Source organism: Lentibacillus sp. L22, from assembly GCF_040812445.1.
Lineage (GTDB): Bacteria > Bacillota > Bacilli > Bacillales > Amphibacillaceae > Lentibacillus_C > Lentibacillus_C daqui.
Genome location: NZ_JBFNXI010000011.1, coordinates 55,658 through 75,087 on the forward strand (window position 1 = coordinate 55,658; position 19,430 = coordinate 75,087).

Genomic DNA, 19,430 nt, shown 5'->3' on the forward strand with positions numbered 1-19,430 from the left:
TACCTAACTCCTCTTGTGCAATAACATGAAGCGCTTTCATTGTCAGGAGTGGGAGGACATGCCACCTCATCAATTGTAAGAGATTCCAAAATACTGGAGAGGCAAGCTGTCCCCCTTTGTTCCAATCAGGACTTATAATGCTATCAGCTTCCCCGATAGGTACTATAACTCCACGGTGTAACCAGTAAAGGCACATGATAATGACTGTTATGATCCGCTATGCCAAAACGGATTGGAATTTTGTCCAAAAAAGGTGGCGCATGCAATTTTACTCCTTGTTCCCGAAAATAATCCGCCGTATAGAAAACAAGCTCATATTCACCTGGCTCGGACTCTTCCTCCGTTAACAAAGGGGTATCAACGCGTCCATCACTATTTGTTTTCATTTCGCAAACCAGTTTACGATTAGCCTGTGAGATAAGCCGCCATAATTCAATTTTCATTCCTTTGGCAGGGCCACCTTTAACTGTATCAAGCACATGTGTACTTAAACTCATACATGAACACTGCTTTGCTTATGCTTACGGTTTACTTTTGCTTCTTTAAGATCTTCACGGGTAACTGAGAAAGCTTGATATCCATATGGAAGAGGTGGCTCTGTGTACACTTTGCCTTCCGAATCACTTATATTTTCTACCACTTTTAACCATGTACGGTTATTGGTATAAAATTTAACATCATTTAGTTGTGGAAAACGTTCCAGAATTTGCAGTCCAATATGATAGACCAAATGCTGAATCGAGTTATTTTGCAAATCGTGAAATACGGACGCCGCTATGTCTCTTACTTGCTCTGCCGGCACATGATTGACTGCATCAAGAGAGGTTCCGTCGCTAACATCGTTGTACGTCCAGTCTATATCAACATAGATGAACAAATTTCGGTCCTTTTCCTCTGGCAACTGTGTATATTCATCTTGAACATATCCGTAAAATGAATTGCCAGTTATTTTAATGAGGTGAATGTCCTGAATACCACTTGCATAATCTACTATCTCTGCCCCATTACCAGTACGCTTTACAGTAACAGTAGCCCTTGCACGTTCCGTATGAGAAGGACGCAGCACAATACCGCTCTCTTCAATACCATTCTCTTTGGCAACATTTACCGGTCCAAATGGCACTTCCTGGCCGCTAATCACAACTTGATTGATTTGTGGATATTTGGCAATAAATCTTTTGGCAATCTCCGCCAGAAATCCATCAATGGTGGAATATTCAAATTCACCAGCCTGGCGTTGAATAAAGTTTTTCATTGAATCGGTTGCCACAAGATTCGTATTATCACCTTCAATGTAATTATGGAGAAAATCCCCATATAGAGCCACCTGAACATCTACACCAAAAATTATGTTGTCTCTTTTCGTAAAATTGGACTCCGGAATCGGATCTGCTGTCAATGGTTTTGCATACGTCCGGTATACAAATACGTCCTTTTTTCCATAATGCATCATTCTTTCGTTTGCCATCATAAAAACCTCCCAGTTTTATTATTAGATATCCTCTAACCTGTAACGAGCAATTTTATATATTTCCTGAAGCGCTGTATTTATTTCAGTTTCACGATTATTCATCAACCGTTCCTTTAAGGCATGCTTTATTTCATCTTTTGTATTTTCTTTTACAGCTACAATAAAAGGAATCCTAAATTTCTCTGTATATGCTTTATTAAGTTCCAGGAACTCCTTGCTTTCTGCTTCTGAAAGCTGATCAAGACCAGCACTGCTTTGCTCCTTTTGTGATTCCTTTGTCATGTGAACTTTACCAGCCAAATCGGGATGTGCTTCTATTAAATCTAGTTTTTTACTCCATTCGGCATGTTCAACAGCTGATATCATTGCTTGATGAAGTTCTGTTAGTGATGAAAAAGGGCGATGATACCAGGCAGCATCTGCTACCCATGGTGAATGCTCAAAGACAAACCCAAGCTTATGCACAAAAGCAGGTTTATCCAGATTGTTAATGTCGTTCAAATCCAATGACATCGCTATCATTCCTTTCAACTTACTGTCCGGGATCTTTTCTTAATTATGAAAAATCATCTCCTCCCACGCATAATCGACTGCTTTTCGGAATGGTTTTAGTTATCTATATCTAACCCCCATTCTGAATTATCGATTAATAATAGAATAAAACATAATATAGTATAAGTCACTGTAATATATAAACAAAATGTAAATCTGTATCTGTTTTATTTAGACAATAAAAACAGATATTTATTTATCTTGAATAACTTAATGTGCACTTTGAATAATAATTAGTTAGGACGCGGATTTAAAAAGTCCCGAAACCGCTTGACAAAACAGTTCCAGGACTTTTTTCATTATTAAACCGCTGGCATAAACTTGCCTCCAGGCTCCCCAATAATGCCTTTTCCCAATTCAAAAATAACACGACCACGCAGTATTGTTTTTGTAACACGACAATCAATTTTTCTTCCTTCATACGCACTATGTTTATTTTTATAATATAAATGTTCCTTTTTTACGATATATGAGCTATCGGGATCAACGAGTATCATATCCGCGTCTTTTGAAATGGCAATTGTACCTTTATTAAATAAATTGAACCGTTCGGCCGGATGTGCAGCAATCAGATTTGCAAATTGGTTTATCGGCATACCATGTTGTTTTACAGCCAAATCAAACATAATATCAACATTATTTTGGGCACCGCTAATACCGCCCCATGCTTCAAAAAAGTTCCCTTCTTTCAAGTCCTCTGTACATGGAGAATGATCAGATGTTAACCAATCAATATTGCCTCGCATCAGCTCCTTCCATAACTTCTTTTGGTCATCTGCCTTTCTAATTGGCGGTTGGCATTTTGCTCTTGTTCCAATATTCCCCACTTCCTCAGCAGTAAGCGCAAAATAATGGGTACATGACTCAACAGTTACGTTAACGCCCGCATTGCGAGCGTTTAAAATTGCTTGAATGGCCTCAGAAGAACTAATATGAACAAAATGGAGCTTGCACCCTGTTTCTCCAGCAAAAAGCAATGCACGCTGTACTGCCTCTACTTCGGTAAAAATAGGGCGCGAGTCGGCATAATCCATTGCTGAAGTTTTTCCCTGGCTTATCATTTCCGTTTCAAAATTATCTGTTAGAACAGGATTTTCAGCATGGATGCAGAGCAATTGATCCAGTTCTGCACATTTCTGCATCCCTTTATATAAGGTATAATCATCTACATTTGAAAAATCACCTGGTGTATCGCTTCCACATGTAGATATGAAGCATTTAAATCCTTGAACACCAGCATCCGCAAGCGCCTGCAAATCTGCCAGATTGCCAGGTACAAGACCACCATAAAAAGCGTAATCAATGTAATTCTTGTTTTCTGCTGCTTCCAATTTCAGATCCAAAGCCTTCTTATTTGTTGTTGCTGGCAAAGCGTTGAGCGGCATTTCGATGTAACTAGTTGTACCACCTGCTGCTAATGCCTTTGTTCCCGTTTTAAATCCTTCCCATTCTGTACGGCCCGGCTCATTAATGTGTACATGTGTGTCAATCATTCCGGGCAACACATATTGTCCACCAGCATCAATAATTTCTTTGGCATCACCGGTGATAGAATCCGCAATTGCAGCAATTTTTCCTTTAGTTACCCCTATATCTACCTGATAAACACCTTCACTAAGTACGACGTTCCCGCCTCTTATAATTAAATCAAACACGATTTGCCCCCTTTTCAAAGGAATGGTCAAACAATCTTGTCACAGTATTCTAAAATGCTAGTATAGTAGACTACGTCGCAAATGGATCCTTGTGATTGTAGGCATTGTTATGGATTTTATCGGAAACAAGATAGGCATAGACTTCATCGACAATTTCTATTCCATCTTTTTTGTATTTTTCCTCCCTCTCCGCACTTCGCTGACCGGGATAGGATACATGATCAAAGCCTGATGCTGGTTTAATCTGGTTCAAGTCGGTCATGGTATTCGTTATATTTTTTTTGAAGTCATTTAAATTTGTAAAATAGGCTGGATTAATGACAATATGAAGTTGACCCAAGTTTCTGCCTGCACTTAAATCATGATACATTGATGACACTTTATTCCCAAATGGAACCCCAAGTAAAACACCAGATAAAATATCTACCATCATCATCAACCCATATCCTTTTGGACCTGCAATTGGTAATAACGCCTGCACCTCAAATGGATTAGTTGTTGCTTCACCCTTTTCATTAACAGCCCAATCCTCTGGAATGGATTCGTTTTTTGATCTTGCGTGCAGGATTTTGCCCCAAGCCTGAACAGTTGTTGCCATGTCAAACGTGATCTGTTTTCCTTCATTGCCCGGCGCCGCAAATGCAATTGGATTAGTCCCATAATAAGGTTCAGCACCGCCAAACGGTACTGCCATTGGATCTGATTGACAAACAGAAAGGGCGATTAAATCTTCATTGGCAGCCTGCTGGACAAAATAGGATAATGCTCCGCTATGGCTGATTCGCTTAACGCCGACAACTCCTATGCCATTTTCCCTGGCAAGGACGATGGCCTCGTCCATTGCCTCTTTTGCTGCAACATGCCCTGCCCCGTTATCGCCATCAAATAAACCGGAAGCTGGACCGGTTTTCTCGAATTGAAATTCAGGATTTGCATTAATCCCGCCTTTTGCAATTCTTTCTGCATAATATTCCACTCGCATCGCCCCATGGGAATGGACCCCCCTAAGATCAGCATGGACAAGTACATCTGCAACGCCACTAGCATGTGATTCCATTAACCCTGCCCGGTTCAGTTTAGTTTTTATAAGATCATGCAATTTTTCTTTTGACAGCTTCATTCATATGTCACCTCTTCACCCATTTCTATTGTGTGTATCAAGTTGACCAGTAAGTTTAAATCTCTATTTGTTCACCACAAAAGATCACGCTTCATAGTCATTCAGACTATAAATCTTCATCCCTGTTACAATCCTTGGAATAAAGGTAGGACATTTTTTCCCTGCCGACAGCATACGTTGCTTGCAGGCAATAAGGCGCCATATAAATGTAATCATCTTTTTTTACCGGTATCCAACGGTTGTCCAAATTATATACACCTTCGCCAGACATTAAATAAGCTCCATGCTGTTGTACATGTGTTTCAATAAACGGATGACAGCCTGCCGGATCAAAGGTAAGAATATGGAAATTCATATCGAAGGCAAGATCAGCTGGCAATAAATCCTGTAGTCGCATATTCGACATCCCTTCATAATCAATTGCTTCAATATCATGCGAATTTCCTGATACAACCCATGGCATATGACCCTCTAATGATTTATGCTTTTGTTTGTAAAGGAAAAGTTTCGCATCCCCATTTTGAATATTTTCTAAAAACAAAGGTACAGACGGGGGACAATATAAATAACCTCCACTCTCTAGGATAAACTCCTCACTATCTGCAAACGCTTTTATTTTACCTTCAAAAACATATACAAATGTTTCAATATCTTCCTGTCCACCAAATCCCTGTTTGTTTCCCCCGCCTTCATGAAGCGTTATAATGTAATCTACAAAAGTAGCACCAAGTTTCGGTGAACCCAAAATGCTCATCGTACAATTCTCAAATCCTGGTACAACGTTGTGTACACGGCCTTCAGGTGGAATAAGCGCAAATTTGAAAGGCTCAATAATTGCTCTGCTTGACAATATATCTGTTGGATATCCCATAAGCAACCTCTCCCTATTTATTTTCTAATATTTGTCTCGAACGCTGTTTCGTAATAATGGTTCCGCATTTTCCAAGTAGTGCTGCATCAGCTTTTTCTAAAGAGCAAATAATTGCTGTTCCATTTTGGCGGGCATATCCCAGTGCTGATTCCACTTTTGGCCCCATGCTTCCTTTAGTAAACTGACCCTGGGTAACATGGTGCTCCAATTGATCAACCGAAATTTCTTGTAATGCCATTTGTTCCGGTGTACCATAATTAACAAACACATTTTCAACATCTGTTAAGATCATAAAAATATCAGCGTTTACTTCTTTGGCAAGCTGACAGCTGCTGCGGTCTTTATCAATTACCGCTTCAACTCCTTCAACCATGCCGTCTGCTGTAGTCGTTACAGGAATCCCGCCACCGCCGCAAGCGATAACAACGTTCCCCGCTTCTGCCAGTGATTGAATCGTTTTCGCTTCTAAAATTTGTAATGGTTTAGGTGATGGAACAATTCTTCGCCATCCACGGCCAAATTCTTCTCTCATATCCCACCCTTTTTCCAACGCAAGTTCTTCGGCTTCTCTTTCTGTATAGAACATGCCAATTGGTTTTGAAGGTTCTTTAAAATCTTCGTCCTCTATAGATACTTTAACACGAGTTAATAGATTGACAACAGGAACATCAACTCCAAGTGTTATTAATTCTTTTTCCAGACAATCAACAAGCATATAGCCAATAAATCCTTGCGATTGACTGTTCAAAACGTCTAAAGGCATGCTTGGAACGACATCTGCAGCTTCTTCATTTTGACGAAGAATATTTCCAACTTGTGGTCCATTTCCGTGTGTGATCATAATCCTGTGACCGTCTTTTATTAATTTTGCCAAAAACTTGCTGCTCTTTCGGATATTATTTAATTGATTCTCATATGTTCCTTCCTGTCCACTTTGTAAAATTGCATTTCCTCCGAGCGCAATAACAATTGTCTTCCCCATAAAACTCCCCCAAATATTTCTAGAATTCGCACGTCAGCATACTACTGTGCTTTCCTATTCTTGTTAACTCGCCATTACGCCATATTTTTCAGCAAGGGCTTCCAGTGCTTTTTCAAAACAGTCTAATGGAGCACGAACAGTTCCAGCACCTATTTGCCCATTACCCGCAACTTTATGGGCAATTCCCGTATTGATAACTGGAGTAATTCCGGTTTCCACAACTTTACGGATATCAATACCCAGGCAGGCACCTTGAAAATCCCAGGTTGGTATGGATAATTTCGGATTATTAGCAACGCAGATTTCACGCATTTCATCACTCGTTCTGACTGCATCCTGAAATCCGCCGCTTCCTACAAAACGAACTACTCCCGGTGCAGCAATCATAGCCATGCCACCAACACCATACGCTTCAGTAATGGCACTGTCCCCCATATCTGGTGTTGCGTCAGCTGAACTATAGCCACTGAAGTATAAACCATCCGGTGTATTGACAGGTGCGGTAAACCACTGATCTCCCAGACCACTAACCTTTATGCCAAATTGGTCACCATTACGCGCCAATACCGTGACAATGCTACCTTCTTCAATTGTTGCAGCAGTATCCATAACAGCCTTTGCTGAGGCCATCATGATATTCAGGAAGAACTGATCATTATCAGCCAAAAATTTAACAACTTCCTGCAATTCGTCATCCGGGAGTTTTGCAGTAATAAGATACGGAACAATCTCTTTCAGGAATAAAGCGGATGCCGCAATATTTCTCTGATGAAACTCATCTCCCATTGTAATTGCCTTTGATACCAGAACATTAACGTTCATTCCGTCCATTTGATGTAATGCTCGTGATAATGCCGGTGCCAATACACACTGCATCCACTTCAGCCGGTTAATAACCTCACTGCTATAAGCACCAAATCGGAGTACTGCACCAATACCTTCGTTGAGATTACAATAAGCCCGGTTAGTTCCGGATTTGTTTTCAACCACCACAACTGGCATATTCCCTGTTGTGATTCCTCCCATTGGACCTACAGCATTAACTGAATGACATGGCATAAAAACAATCTCACCTTCACTCAGCAGCTCACTGGCATCATCTTTATTGTCCGCCCACCCTTCAAATATCACGGCACCAATACAGGAACCCTTCATTGGATCCGGCATTTTCTCCCAAGTTGTCGGTGGACCTGAGTGCAAAATCACTTTCTTATTTAATACAGGGATGACTTTCTTCGCCGGTACAACATCCAATAAAAATGGCTGCGATTCTATTACTTTTTCTATTACCGCTTCATTCGCATCTGAAATGGACTGATATTTCATTTTAATCCCCCTCGTTATACTATAGTTGTCATATTGGCAAGTTCTTCGTGCGAGCATCTCCACTATTTGAGTAATTCTAATATCTTGGCAAAGTGTTTATTTCCACCGGCGATTGGTGCCCATTGATACTGGACAACCTGACCGCCATGCTTTTCAATTGCTTCTGCAAAACTGGACAAGCCAATATTTATTACATTTGGTTTAGCCGAAATCAGGTTTGTAATTGTGCCTTCCCGAGATTCATCTTTATTGGCTGCTGGTCGTTCTTCCCCAATTAAATAATTCACGATTTCAACTGCCAATGCTGTTGCCTGTGCGTTACTATCAGCAACAATCGCACCTGACTCCTTCAATTTTTTTACCTGGTCCTCGTAAACTTGCGGATCAAGTCCTGTCCCGGTTACAGAAGTAATGAAGATTATATTGCGTTCAGCTTTTGCCTTTTGGATTACTGGTGCTAATATTCCAGCGACATTATCATGAGCGCCATATCCAATTACATTATCTAGTAAAATAATTGCTGTTTTCGGGTCAGCAGCTGCCTCTTTTACTTTTTCCATTCGGTATGTTGGATCGATCATTGGATGTGCTCGCCCTTTTGTATAGGCATCATCGCCGAAATCAATGACTTCAAATCCTTGATCGTCCAACATGATGCCTTCCGGGTGTTCATTTACCGCATGAAGATCGAACGCCTCTCGGAGGATCATTGCTGCTTCAAGTGCCAGCGTACCACCACAGTAAAATCCTTTTACATGAAGTTGTTCTGGATTTTTCTTCATGTCTCTCAATTCTTTATGATCTGCGACAAGTTGGTCAGCAGTTGTTTGATTTTTTTCTGCAAGTTCTAAAGCTTTTAAAGCCGTATCTCGTAAAGTCCATGTGTAATAGACGTTATCATGCTGTTTTTGGGGTCTATCACCCATAAAGACAGCAACAACCGGTTTATGGAGTTTTTTAAATTCCTCGATAACCTTTTCACGTATTTCAGGTGCCGGCGGTTTGGAAATAAACACAATGACATCTGTTTCTGGATCGGCGTTTAACATTTGCAACCCTCTTATAGTAGTAATCCCACCTATTTCTGCTGACAGATCCCTCCCGCCGGTTCCTATTGCATGAGAGATGCCCCCACCAAGTCTTCCAATGATCGATGTTACTTCTTGAATACCTGTACCGGATGCTCCAACAACGCCAATGTTGCCTTCTTCAATCACATTTGCAAATGCGATTGGGACTCCACTAAATATTCCAGTACCACAGTCCGGCCCCATCACGAGCAGCCCCTTTTCTTCTGCTCGCCTCTTTAGCTGCAATTCATCATCCAAACTGACATTATCACTGAACAAAAACACATGAAGATTCCGATCAAGTGCTTTGTTTGCCTCGGATGCTGCATATTCACCAGCAATTGAAATGACTGCCAAATCTGCATTTGGCAATTTATTTTCAGCCATTTCCCACGTTCGAACAACAGAAATAGATTTCTCTTTTGATGTTGATGATTGATTCGCGAGGAAACTATCGACTTCCAGGATAAGTTGATCAACCATTTCCTTATCTGATGCATCGGCAACAATACATAAATCGTTTGGATTTGCCGTATCCAGTTCCGGCGTATAGAGTCCTGATCCTCTAAAAATATCTTTGTTGGCTGGTGTTCCCATCATGATAGAAACTTGATTAATATTGTCCATTTCGGATAAATAGTTTGTAAGTAACATAAGATTGACGGAATCTTGATACAGATTTTTTTTAATTACGGTATAAAGCAAATTCTTCCCTCCAATACCTTCATCTGTTACATACCTCATTTTTGATAACCGAGTTCATAAAGTGTGCCAATCAATGCTTTTACACCTTCAGCCAGATCCTTTACATCAGTGAATTCATCTGGTGAGTGGCTGATACCATTTCGGCTTGGCACAAAAATCATCGCAGTTGGCATTGCCTGGGCCATTATTTGCGAGTCATGTCCGGCACCGCTGTGCATCATCTTGTAATTCATCTTATTTTTATCGCACGTGTTTCTGATAACACGGACAATTCCCGGGTCCATTGCCACAGGATCGGCATCCATATACATGTCTATTTCAAGTTCTGCACCAAACTGTTCTGCAATAGCATTTAATCTGGCGCGTAAATCATCAGTAAATTGAACCAATATTTCTTTTTGCGTATGTCGTACATCGATCGTAAATGTTGCTTTTCCTGGAACAACATTTACCGTATTTGGTTCAAGCGCAATACTTCCAATGGTTGCCACCATTGGATCACCGTAGGCAACAGCTAAATCATTAATTGCCGTTATCATTCGGGCAGCTATATTCATTGCATCTTTACGATAACCCATTGGCGTTGTTCCGGCATGATTCGCCTGTCCCTTGACGGAAATTGTAAATCTGCGCTGGCCGGTAATATGCTGGACGATCCCCACCGGTACTTTTTCTGTTTCCAGAATATTACCCTGCTCTACGTGAACTTCAATAAATGCTTTTAGGTCATCACGTGTCTTATCAATTGGTTTATAGTCAAAGCCTGCTTGTTTGATCACGTCTCCGAATACATTACCTTTTGCATCTTTGAGTTCATTTACCTCTGCAGCATTTACCGTTCCGGCGATATTTTTCGAACCCCAAAAGGTAAAGGGAAAACGGCTTCCTTCTTCCTCGGCCAATGAAACAACTTCTATGTTGCGGTATGGCCTTCCAAAGTTTTCTTGTAAATATTTAATTGCCATAAAACCTGCTACGATACCAAACTGTCCATCATACATCCCGCCGTTTTTAACAGTATCAATATGCGAACCTGTTAATATGGTCTCATCGTTGGTGTTTTTACCTTCCAATCTTCCAAACAAGTTTCCTATCTCATCGAAATATGTCTTCAAACCTTCCTGATTAAACAATGTTTTTAACGCTTGTTGTGTTTCTACCCATTCCGCACTATATAGTAGTCTCGAAACACCGCCTCCGGGATCACGGCTCATATCTGCCAGCCACTCGAGTTTATTTTGGCATTCCCTGCCTAAATCTTCATATATCCTTGTTTTCATGCCACATCTCCCTTTAAAAACAGGTTCCTGTTAGAGGATGTTCAAAAAGTCCGGTAAAAATGACATGCCCCTTCAAAAGGGGTATGCCGACGCCTGAGCGCAAGCCCGTTTTTAGTCGGCCTTCCTTTGAAGCTCGTTGGCTTGCTTTTCCGCTCCTCATGTACCTTTTATGTACACTCCGGTGCTCAAAGCTACGCCGCCTAGAACTTCTCGGTCCTTTTTATCCTCCTTTTTAAACACGCACTGTTAATAAAAAAACGTTTATCTTTTCAATGTTAAGTATACTTGAAACCGATAAAGAAATAATTATCCAACTCAAACAATTATTCAAATTATTTTTGAACAAAGTGAATAATCCCCTGCAGGATAGAACCTGAATTTCCCTTACCTTTTGAAAAAGCAGTGTTTGTTTGTTCAAACACTGCTTTGGAAATTAGCTGTTAAACTTTATAAATAACAGGGTTGTCCGCTTCTGCATAATATTCTAATGTTGCCTGTACTGCGTCACCCTTGTTTACCTTTGCACCAAAGTAGGTCAACGTTGATTCTAACGCACTAAGAACACGTAAAATGTTGTTTTTTCTGCTGCTATAACCCATGGAGCCGATTCGCCATACTTTTCCTTTTAGTGGCCCAAATGCCCCGGCAATCTCTATGCCAAATTGGTTTAGCATGGTTTGTCGCACTGCCTGTTCACTTATCCCTTCAGGAACCTTCACAATGGTAACAACAGGCAGTTTATTTTCTTCTTCGCCAAATAACTCTACCCCCATTGCTTTCAACCCTAAAGACAGCGCCTTCCCGTGCTTGGTGTGACGGTCAATACGACTCTTTATCCCCTCCTCCTTTATCACACGCAAACCTTCACGCAAAGCATATAGCATGGTTGTTGATTCAGTATGGTGATTTAAACGGTCAGGGGACCAGTAATCCTGGATTTGGCTTAAATCAAAGTAGTTACTCTGGATTTTTTTGTCGTTCACCGCATCATATGATAAGCCGCGTTCAATCTTTTTACGTGCCAGTAAGATTTCCTCTATACGATCATTGTAAGTAAGGGGTGCCATTCCAGTTGGGACAGCAAGACATTTTTGTGTCCCTGTGATTACGGCATCTACATTCCATTCATCTGTATTAAATTCAACACCAGCAAGCGTTGCTACCGCATCTACTACAAACAAGATATCATTTTCCCGGCAAAACGCACCAATTTCTTCAAGGGGCTGCATGCGTCCAGTCGATGTTTCCCCGTGGACAACAGCAACTACTTTTGGGTTTATTTTCTTAATCTCGGCTATTACATCCTGTGGGTCATACACTTGACCCCATTCCGCCTCCATCATATGTGTTTGTCCACCTGCACGATCCACCATTTCGGTCAGCAAATAACCGAAACGACCAAACACAGGAACAAGCACTTTATCCCCCGGCTCTATAATACTGGTAAGAACAGCCTCGAGTCCGGATCGCGAAGTACCATCAACTGGAAATGCTCGATGGTTGGACGTTTGAAAAACATAACGCAAAAGATCTGACGTTTCATCCATTAAATTTAAAAATTGCGGGTCAAATTGTCCGATAATCGGAGTAGAGAGTGCCCTTAAAACACGCGGGTCAGCCTCTACCGGACCAGGTGTCATAATCGTTCTGGACGGCAAATTTAATTCTTGATATTCCATGTTTCGTTCTCCTTTCCTTTATATGCATGTATTTAGGTGTACGATAGTTAATTTTTTATATCGTGTTTTGCAATATATATCTTTACATTGGAAGCCGTTTAAACCGTATCCGTTTCCCCTTTTTCATTGATCTTGATCAAATTCAGGATCGTTGTTAAGTCTTGTGAGAACTTCTCCATATGGCGGTAATGGCAATTCGGATATGGATAAGGTGGCGTCGCAATCAGATAACCTTCGTAAGGGATATCATTTAGTGCACTCATCATGGCAGGCCAGTTCGTATCACCTTCCATAATTGGGACGAAATCTCCAACCGACAGCCGGAAATCCTTCACATGCATAGACACGAAACGATCTCCCAACATATTGACATAGTGCTCAGGATACCCTGTTGCAAGGGCGTTTCCATTGTCAAAATAAACCTGAACAGATTGGTGATTGATATCATTAAGAAAATTGTTGAATTCCAAAGGACTTGCCAAAAATTTTTTGCAAACATTCTCGATTCCAATGGTTATACCGGCAGCTGCTGCTTTATCCCCCAATTCCATAAATGCCTCTTTCGCTCGTTCATAAGATATTTGATAAGGAGTGCCAGCATAAGTTACGCCTGGGGTCATTTGCACTATTTCTACCCCCATTTCAGATGCAAAGTCAATTAATTTTTCGCCAATATACATTCCTTTTTGACGAACACTCGGATCATTGGAGGATAGTGGAAAGTCATTGAGTAATCCCGTTGTTAAACTAGCTATTTCAATACGATAATGTTCTGCAAGATGCACCAGTTTTCTAGCTTTTGCTCCAGACATTTCCGTTGTAATGTCTCCACCCTGTTCACGTAAATTGAGCTCAACACCTTCGTAACCCGCTTTGCTTGCAGCTTCCAAAAACTTATCCGTCCCCAAATCGGGAATAAAGTTCGCATCACTTATACCTTTTTTCATAAATTTTAAGCACCTCGTTTTTTTCAGCCGTAAATGTTAGTACACATTTATACGCTGTCATGTAATAGTCTACTGTTTGTACGTTTGAATCTTGGGGTCGTGATAGCTTGAAGCATTTCATTTGCGATAAAGCTTATTTGCATCATTTTGGATTTACACCACCTTTTGTTACAGTGTAAAGTTCCAAATAGCTCATGTCATTGTGCAAATTAATCAAATTATAAAAATAATATTATTTATCTTATACAAAAATGGGGTTTTTAAAAAAGGGGCCGTTCGCTTCTTTTCAATCATGGAGTACAGTTATTACTTATACCATTCATGTTTATCCATACTAAAGGCGAATGAAGGGTGCGCTTCATTCGCCTTTTCTATTAACAATAATAGGGTTATTTTTTCAACTTCGCCAGTTGTTCGGCAAGTGCATTATTTTTAAATCCATCATCCTGTTTTTTCAAATACTTGTTGACGTCTTTTTTGGATACATGATTCTTTTTCTCTTGTTGTTTACGCTGGTTGAAGGTTGACAGCTTTTCTCTGTGTCCACATTTACAAACAAACATTTGTCCTTCCCCTTCACCGCGTAGTTCCATGCGCTTATGGCAATTAGGGCAACGTGCATTGGTATATTTGGCGATATTCTTTTTACCGTTACATGACCGATCCTGACAAACAAGCATACGACCATGTCTATTTTTAATTTCCATCATCAGTTTTCCACATTTCGGGCACTTGGTACCGGTCATGTTATCATGCTTGAAAGTCGCGTCACTTGTCTTGATCTCGTGCACAACCTCTTTGGCATATTCCTTCATTTCGGCAATAAAGCGTTCTTTATTCAATTTACCATCCGCAATTGCACCAAGTTTTTGTTCCCATTCTGCAGTTAAAGCTGGGGATTGCAACTTTTCCGGTACCAAATCGAGCAACTGCCGTCCTTTAGAAGTGATAAAAATATGCTTCCCTTTCATTTCCATATACTGGCTATTGAATAATTTTTCAATAATATCGGCACGGGTCGCAACGGTTCCCAGTCCACCGGTTTTATTGATCGTGCCAGCTAAATGCCGTTCATCCTTGGCCATAAAGCGAACGGGATTTTCCATCGCTTGCAGTAATCCGCCTTCAGTAAAACGTTCTGGTGGTTTCGTTTCGCCACTTGTCCTGGTCAACCGTAAATTAGTAAACACATCACCTTTTTTCACAGCCGGCAAGCGCTGATCATCCACATCATCTTCGTTTTCAGCACTACTTCTATCATAAATTTCCTTCCAGCCTTGTTTCTTGACAATTTTTCCTTTGGCAGTGAAATGTTCTTTGCCAATTTCAGCGACAATGGTTGTTTGTTCATATTCATACGGCTCTGAAAGTACTGCTAAAAAGCGTTTGACAACCAAGTCGTATATTTTTCGTTCCTGATCACTTAAATCTGCAAGCACCACCGGCTGTTCGGTTGGAATGATAGCATGGTGATCAGACACCTTGCTATTATCCACTACTGATTTTGGCAACTTGAAGTCCCGGTTTAACACTTTTCCGGCAATTTTGGCGTATTGGTCAACACCACATGCCTTAACCCGATCCTTCAATGTCGGAACAATATCCGTTGAGATGACCCGTGAATCGGTCCGTGGATAGGTAAGCACTTTATGTTGTTCATATAATTTCTGCATGAGTGACAGTGTTTGTTTTCCAGAAAAGTTGAAAATCCGGTTGGCATCACGCTGTAATTCAGTCAAGTCATATAGCTGCGGCGCGTGCTTTTTTTTGAACGTCTTATCCACACTTACAACGGTTGCCGGTTTATTTTTGACCCCTTCCAACAGACGATCCGCCTTGTCTTTGGAGAATATCCGGCTATTATTTTTCGCATCCCGCCAGATTAATTTGAAGCCTTTTTGTGTTTTAGCTTCCAGTCCATAAAATGTTTCTGGTTTAAATGCTTGAATTTCTTTTTCTCTGGCATCGATCATTGCCAGTGTCGGAGTCTGTACCCGGCCACTTGATAATTGTGCGTTAAATTTGGTTGTCAATGCACGGGTCGCATTCAATCCTACATACCAATCCGCTTCCGAGCGGGCAACTGCTGATGCATACAGATTTTGAAATTGGCTTCCCGGTTTTAAATGGTTAAATCCGTCACGAATTGCTTTATCGGTAACGGATGAAATCCATAGCCGTTTAATTGGCTTTTTTACATGTGCCTTATCAATAATCCAGCGGGCAACAAGTTCTCCCTCCCGCCCTGCATCTGTAGCAATCACTACATCTTTTACGTCTTTTCGGTTCAACTGTGTTTTTACAGCATTAAATTGTTTGCCGGTTTTTTTCATCACAACCAACTTCAAATGTTGTGGAAGCATTGGCAGGTCGTCCAGTTTCCATGTTTTATATTTATCATCATAAACCTCTGGATCAGCTAAGGTTACCAAATGTCCAAGCGCCCAGGTCACAATATAATTAGCGCCTTCCATGAAACCATTTCCTTTTTTCGTACATTTTAATACTCGGGCAATATCTCTGCCGACAGACGGTTTTTCTGCTAGTACAACCGTTTTACTCATGTAAAAATCCTCTCTGTAAAAAAATCTTTAAGGCTATTTTAGCATGAATTGGAGAGAAAGTCGGCTGGCTTGATTAATTGCTTGAATTTGAATTCCATGCATACTTCTTTTAAGTTCTTTACCAAAAGAAATATATTTACTCCAACAAGAATAGTCATCAAAAAGTTCCGATAATTTACGGAGAATTTTTGATGCCTATTCTTGAATTTTTTTGTTTCAAACTTGCTTCTTTTATTGAGGTTTAAAAAATTAATTTTATATAACGTTTATGTGAAATTGGTTATCTGTTGGTAAAATTTATATATTTCTCGAGTACCGATATGAAGTATAATTTTCATTCTCTGCTGATTCAAAACTCTTTATTTCCTTTACACGTTTAAATCCTTTCGCTTCATAAAAAGGAATACCTTTTTGATTCCCTTTCGCAACCGAAACCCATTGTTCTAAGGCACCGTCTTTCTTCTGAATATCCGTCAAGTAATTTAATAGAAGTGTCCCAATTCCTTCTCTTCTTTTATTAATATCAAGATATAAAACAAATATTTCACCCTTTTCATCATTAATCATTCCTCCTCCAATTGCACCTACAACTTTATCGTTTTCAATAGCCACAAACCATCCTTGCCAGCTGGAGGAAGTATGTAATACCTCTTGTTTTATTCTTTTATAATTATAAAATTCACTTATTGTTCTTTCAATAAATTCTTCTGAGTGCGTATATTTATAAGTATCTCTATTAGCATCAATACATACCTTGGCTATCCCTTCAACGTCCTTTAACCTAGCCATTCTAATTTCTACCATCATAACCTCCTATTGAATTAATTCCTAATATCTTTTATACTTCATAAATTTCGCATTAAATCTAAAGAATATGTGCTATTTATTGAATCCTCTAAACTATGTCTACTAGCCTCAATAAATCCCATCGCATAATAAAATGGAAGAGCATTATCGTTATTGCCCAATACACTAACATATTGCCTTTTTATTTTTTTCTTACGAAGATAATTGGAAGCCGTTTCTAATAAATTACCTCCAATTCCATTCCTTCGTTTTGTTGGAACAACATGAAACGCATAAATTTGCGAAAATAACTCGCCTCTCATTTCATTTATTCCACAGGATATACAACCAATAATATCACTATCGTCTTCCGCTACTAAATAAGATGAAATTTCTTTTTGAATACGTTCATGATTGTAAAAGATTTCTATCGACTTATCAATAAAAATTTGTGTGTACACATTTTCAAATGCTATTTGAACACCCTTCACACATAAATTTTTAATATCTGAAACATCTGATGGATACGCTTTACGAATTTTCAAATGAATCCTCCCCCATTTCATAGTCATTGCTTTTTCCTATCATTGACATAATCCATATTGCCTGTAGCGCGAACAGAATAACTAATAAAAGGAGTGTATTATACACTTCAATGCCTTCTGAAACAAGACTGAATACAAAAATCGCTAAAGGTTGAACACCAAAGGAAATAAACTTAAAGCAACTGTTCACAATTCCTAATTTTGCTTTTTCTGTTTTAACTTGTCTCAAGGTTATTATGTAAACTGTTCTCGCTGTTATTGCAAACGAGATAAGAAAAAGCCCAATTGTAATAATTAAATAATTTAAGGATATTATCAGCAATAAAGCTCCTACTAAAATTAAAAGAGAAGAATAAATGATTATATTTCGTCCTTTAAGTCCGGCTTTATTTAATTTAGGTAAAATAAATCCCCCCAAAAGACCTGCCAATCCACTTGCCGATAAAATAAAACCCGTTAACTCGCTAGTTACCCCCAAATCAAATCTAAGATGAGATATGATTAAAAATTCAACAGGAGCTAATAAAAAATTACCTACAAAAAGAATTAATAAAATTGAAGATAAAGGTTTACTTGATAAAATACTTTTGAAACTTAAATATATATCTTTGAATATCGTCGGCTCAAATACTTTATGATTTTTCGCATAATTTTTGGTGTTAGGAAGGAATAATAGATTTAAAATAGAGACCAAGTAAATGACTATATTTATCGATAGCCCCCATAGTCCACCAGTGTATGCATATATTATCCCTGCAGCTGCTGGACCAATTAGTGATGATAAATTTGCTGCACTCCAGATGTATCCGTTAAATGTCATTAATTTATTATTTTTTACCAATTCGGGCAGAATCGAGGATTCAGCTGTTTGATAAATTGTATCAAATGATCCAAACAACAGGAGTAATAGTACTAAATAAAAAAGATTTAAATTTCCATGGAACCAAAAAACAAATATAAGTGACATTGCGGACATTCTACCTATATCACAAAGGATAAGTAATCCCTTTTTATTCTTTCTATCAACTAAAATCCCAGAAAATAACCCGAAGACAAGGAATGGGATAGTTTCACATGCCACAATCCAGGATATTGAAGCGGTAGTTTCAAAATAGTCAGTAGCGAATAGTATTACTATTATCCTTGTTAAAGATCCTGCTAACAAACTAGCAATTGCGCTTATCACAAAAAAATTAATCGCTACCTTATTACCCATTCATCTCATCCACCTGTTTTTTACAGTGAAAAACACTTGTACCAATGTGCTTTAGCCCGCCTTCTTTTTCAGTTGTGTATTGACTAGAAAACTTTAGCCAATCATTATAATCCGTTTTCGATATCTCTTCTTGGTGTTCAAAAAACTCAGAATCCCTAACTGGTAAATTGATTGTTTTTAATTTGTCTATGGAAGTTTCATGAATGTATTTATACATTTCGGGATTCTTTTCAATATCATATTCGTCAACTATCGGTAGCCAAGAACTAATAAAAAGATCTCCTTCTAATTCTAAAAGAGTTTCGCACAATTCCAATACCTTTTTTGTATCTCCATACAAATGCTCTAGAACGAAATTCATAATTATCATATCAAATTTTTCTATCCAATTATTAATCTGGATGATATCCACATTATGTATTATCAGTCTATTATCTGAAAACTGTCTTCTTAGCTGCATACACTTTGTTTCATCTACATCTACAACATGAAGCTTTGTATCGGAGTCAACTCTTTCCAAAATACTAAATACTTCTATATAACCACCAATCAATAAAATGTTCTTTGCTCTATAGTTATATATATCTCTCTGCCATTCGATGACGTAAAATAGTTTGTGTAAAATATTTGAGACGAAAAAAAGAGGTAGGGTATCCTCAAA

17 protein-coding genes are annotated in these 19,430 nt (G+C 39.2%); all 17 read right to left on the reverse strand.

What is annotated here, in order from left to right:
- Positions 1–143: 143 nt before the first annotated feature.
- Positions 144–497, reverse strand: a complete 354-nt coding sequence (gene uraH, locus ABRT01_RS07670; RefSeq protein ID WP_269411765.1) for a hydroxyisourate hydrolase — start codon at positions 495–497, stop codon at positions 144–146.
- Complete coding sequence (gene pucL, locus ABRT01_RS07675; RefSeq protein ID WP_367746736.1) at positions 494–1,468, reverse strand: factor-independent urate hydroxylase; 975 nt, start codon at positions 1,466–1,468, stop codon at positions 494–496. The genes uraH and pucL overlap by 4 nt, the downstream gene beginning before the upstream one ends.
- 24 nt (positions 1,469–1,492) lie before the next feature.
- Positions 1,493–1,984 carry a 2-oxo-4-hydroxy-4-carboxy-5-ureidoimidazoline decarboxylase gene (gene uraD, locus ABRT01_RS07680; protein WP_367746737.1) on the reverse strand — a complete coding sequence of 164 codons (492 nt, stop codon included), beginning with the start codon at positions 1,982–1,984 and terminating at the stop codon, positions 1,493–1,495.
- 341 nt (positions 1,985–2,325) lie between these two features.
- Positions 2,326–3,681, reverse strand: a complete 1,356-nt coding sequence (gene allB, locus ABRT01_RS07685; RefSeq protein WP_367746743.1) for an allantoinase AllB — start codon at positions 3,679–3,681, stop codon at positions 2,326–2,328.
- Positions 3,682–3,748: 67 nt separating this feature from the next.
- Complete coding sequence (gene allD / locus ABRT01_RS07690; RefSeq protein ID WP_269411761.1) at positions 3,749–4,798, reverse strand: ureidoglycolate dehydrogenase; 1,050 nt, start codon at positions 4,796–4,798, stop codon at positions 3,749–3,751.
- 106 nt (positions 4,799–4,904) lie between these two features.
- Positions 4,905–5,669 (reverse strand): (S)-ureidoglycine aminohydrolase, encoded by a 765-nt coding sequence (gene allE / locus ABRT01_RS07695; RefSeq protein ID WP_269411760.1) that lies wholly within the window; start codon positions 5,667–5,669, stop codon positions 4,905–4,907.
- A 13-nt stretch (positions 5,670–5,682) separates the two neighbouring features.
- Positions 5,683–6,651, reverse strand: coding sequence for a carbamate kinase (gene arcC / locus ABRT01_RS07700; RefSeq protein ID WP_269411759.1), 969 nt, complete (start codon positions 6,649–6,651; stop codon positions 5,683–5,685).
- 63 nt (positions 6,652–6,714) lie between these two features.
- Positions 6,715–7,977, reverse strand: a complete 1,263-nt coding sequence (locus tag ABRT01_RS07705) for a YlbE family protein (RefSeq protein WP_367746738.1) — start codon at positions 7,975–7,977, stop codon at positions 6,715–6,717.
- A 62-nt stretch (positions 7,978–8,039) separates the two neighbouring features.
- Entirely contained in the window at positions 8,040–9,752 is a 1,713-nt protein-coding gene (gene fdrA / locus ABRT01_RS07710) for an acyl-CoA synthetase FdrA (RefSeq protein ID WP_367746740.1), read from the reverse strand.
- Between the two features lie 35 nt (positions 9,753–9,787).
- Positions 9,788–11,032, reverse strand: coding sequence for an allantoate deiminase (gene allC / locus ABRT01_RS07715; protein ID WP_269411757.1), 1,245 nt, complete (start codon positions 11,030–11,032; stop codon positions 9,788–9,790).
- A gap of 440 nt (positions 11,033–11,472) precedes the next feature.
- Positions 11,473–12,711, reverse strand: a complete 1,239-nt coding sequence (locus tag ABRT01_RS07720) for a pyridoxal-phosphate-dependent aminotransferase family protein (protein WP_367746741.1) — start codon at positions 12,709–12,711, stop codon at positions 11,473–11,475.
- A gap of 98 nt (positions 12,712–12,809) precedes the next feature.
- Positions 12,810–13,658, reverse strand: coding sequence for a sugar phosphate isomerase/epimerase family protein (locus ABRT01_RS07725; protein ID WP_269411755.1), 849 nt, complete (start codon positions 13,656–13,658; stop codon positions 12,810–12,812).
- Between the two features lie 389 nt (positions 13,659–14,047).
- Entirely contained in the window at positions 14,048–16,222 is a 2,175-nt protein-coding gene (locus ABRT01_RS07730; RefSeq protein ID WP_269411754.1) for a DNA topoisomerase III, read from the reverse strand.
- 297 nt (positions 16,223–16,519) lie between these two features.
- Positions 16,520–17,026: a GNAT family N-acetyltransferase gene (locus tag ABRT01_RS07735; RefSeq protein ID WP_269412490.1), complete on the reverse strand. Its 507-nt coding sequence runs from the start codon at positions 17,024–17,026 to the stop codon at positions 16,520–16,522.
- Between the two features lie 41 nt (positions 17,027–17,067).
- Positions 17,068–17,553: a GNAT family N-acetyltransferase gene (locus tag ABRT01_RS07740; protein WP_269411753.1), complete on the reverse strand. Its 486-nt coding sequence runs from the start codon at positions 17,551–17,553 to the stop codon at positions 17,068–17,070.
- Positions 17,540–18,769 (reverse strand): MFS transporter, encoded by a 1,230-nt coding sequence (locus ABRT01_RS07745; RefSeq protein WP_269411752.1) that lies wholly within the window; start codon positions 18,767–18,769, stop codon positions 17,540–17,542. The genes ABRT01_RS07740 and ABRT01_RS07745 overlap by 14 nt, the downstream gene beginning before the upstream one ends.
- Positions 18,762–19,430: class I SAM-dependent methyltransferase (locus tag ABRT01_RS07750; protein ID WP_367746742.1), on the reverse strand; the 669-nt coding region annotated here is incomplete at its 5' end. The genes ABRT01_RS07745 and ABRT01_RS07750, both read right to left, overlap by 8 nt.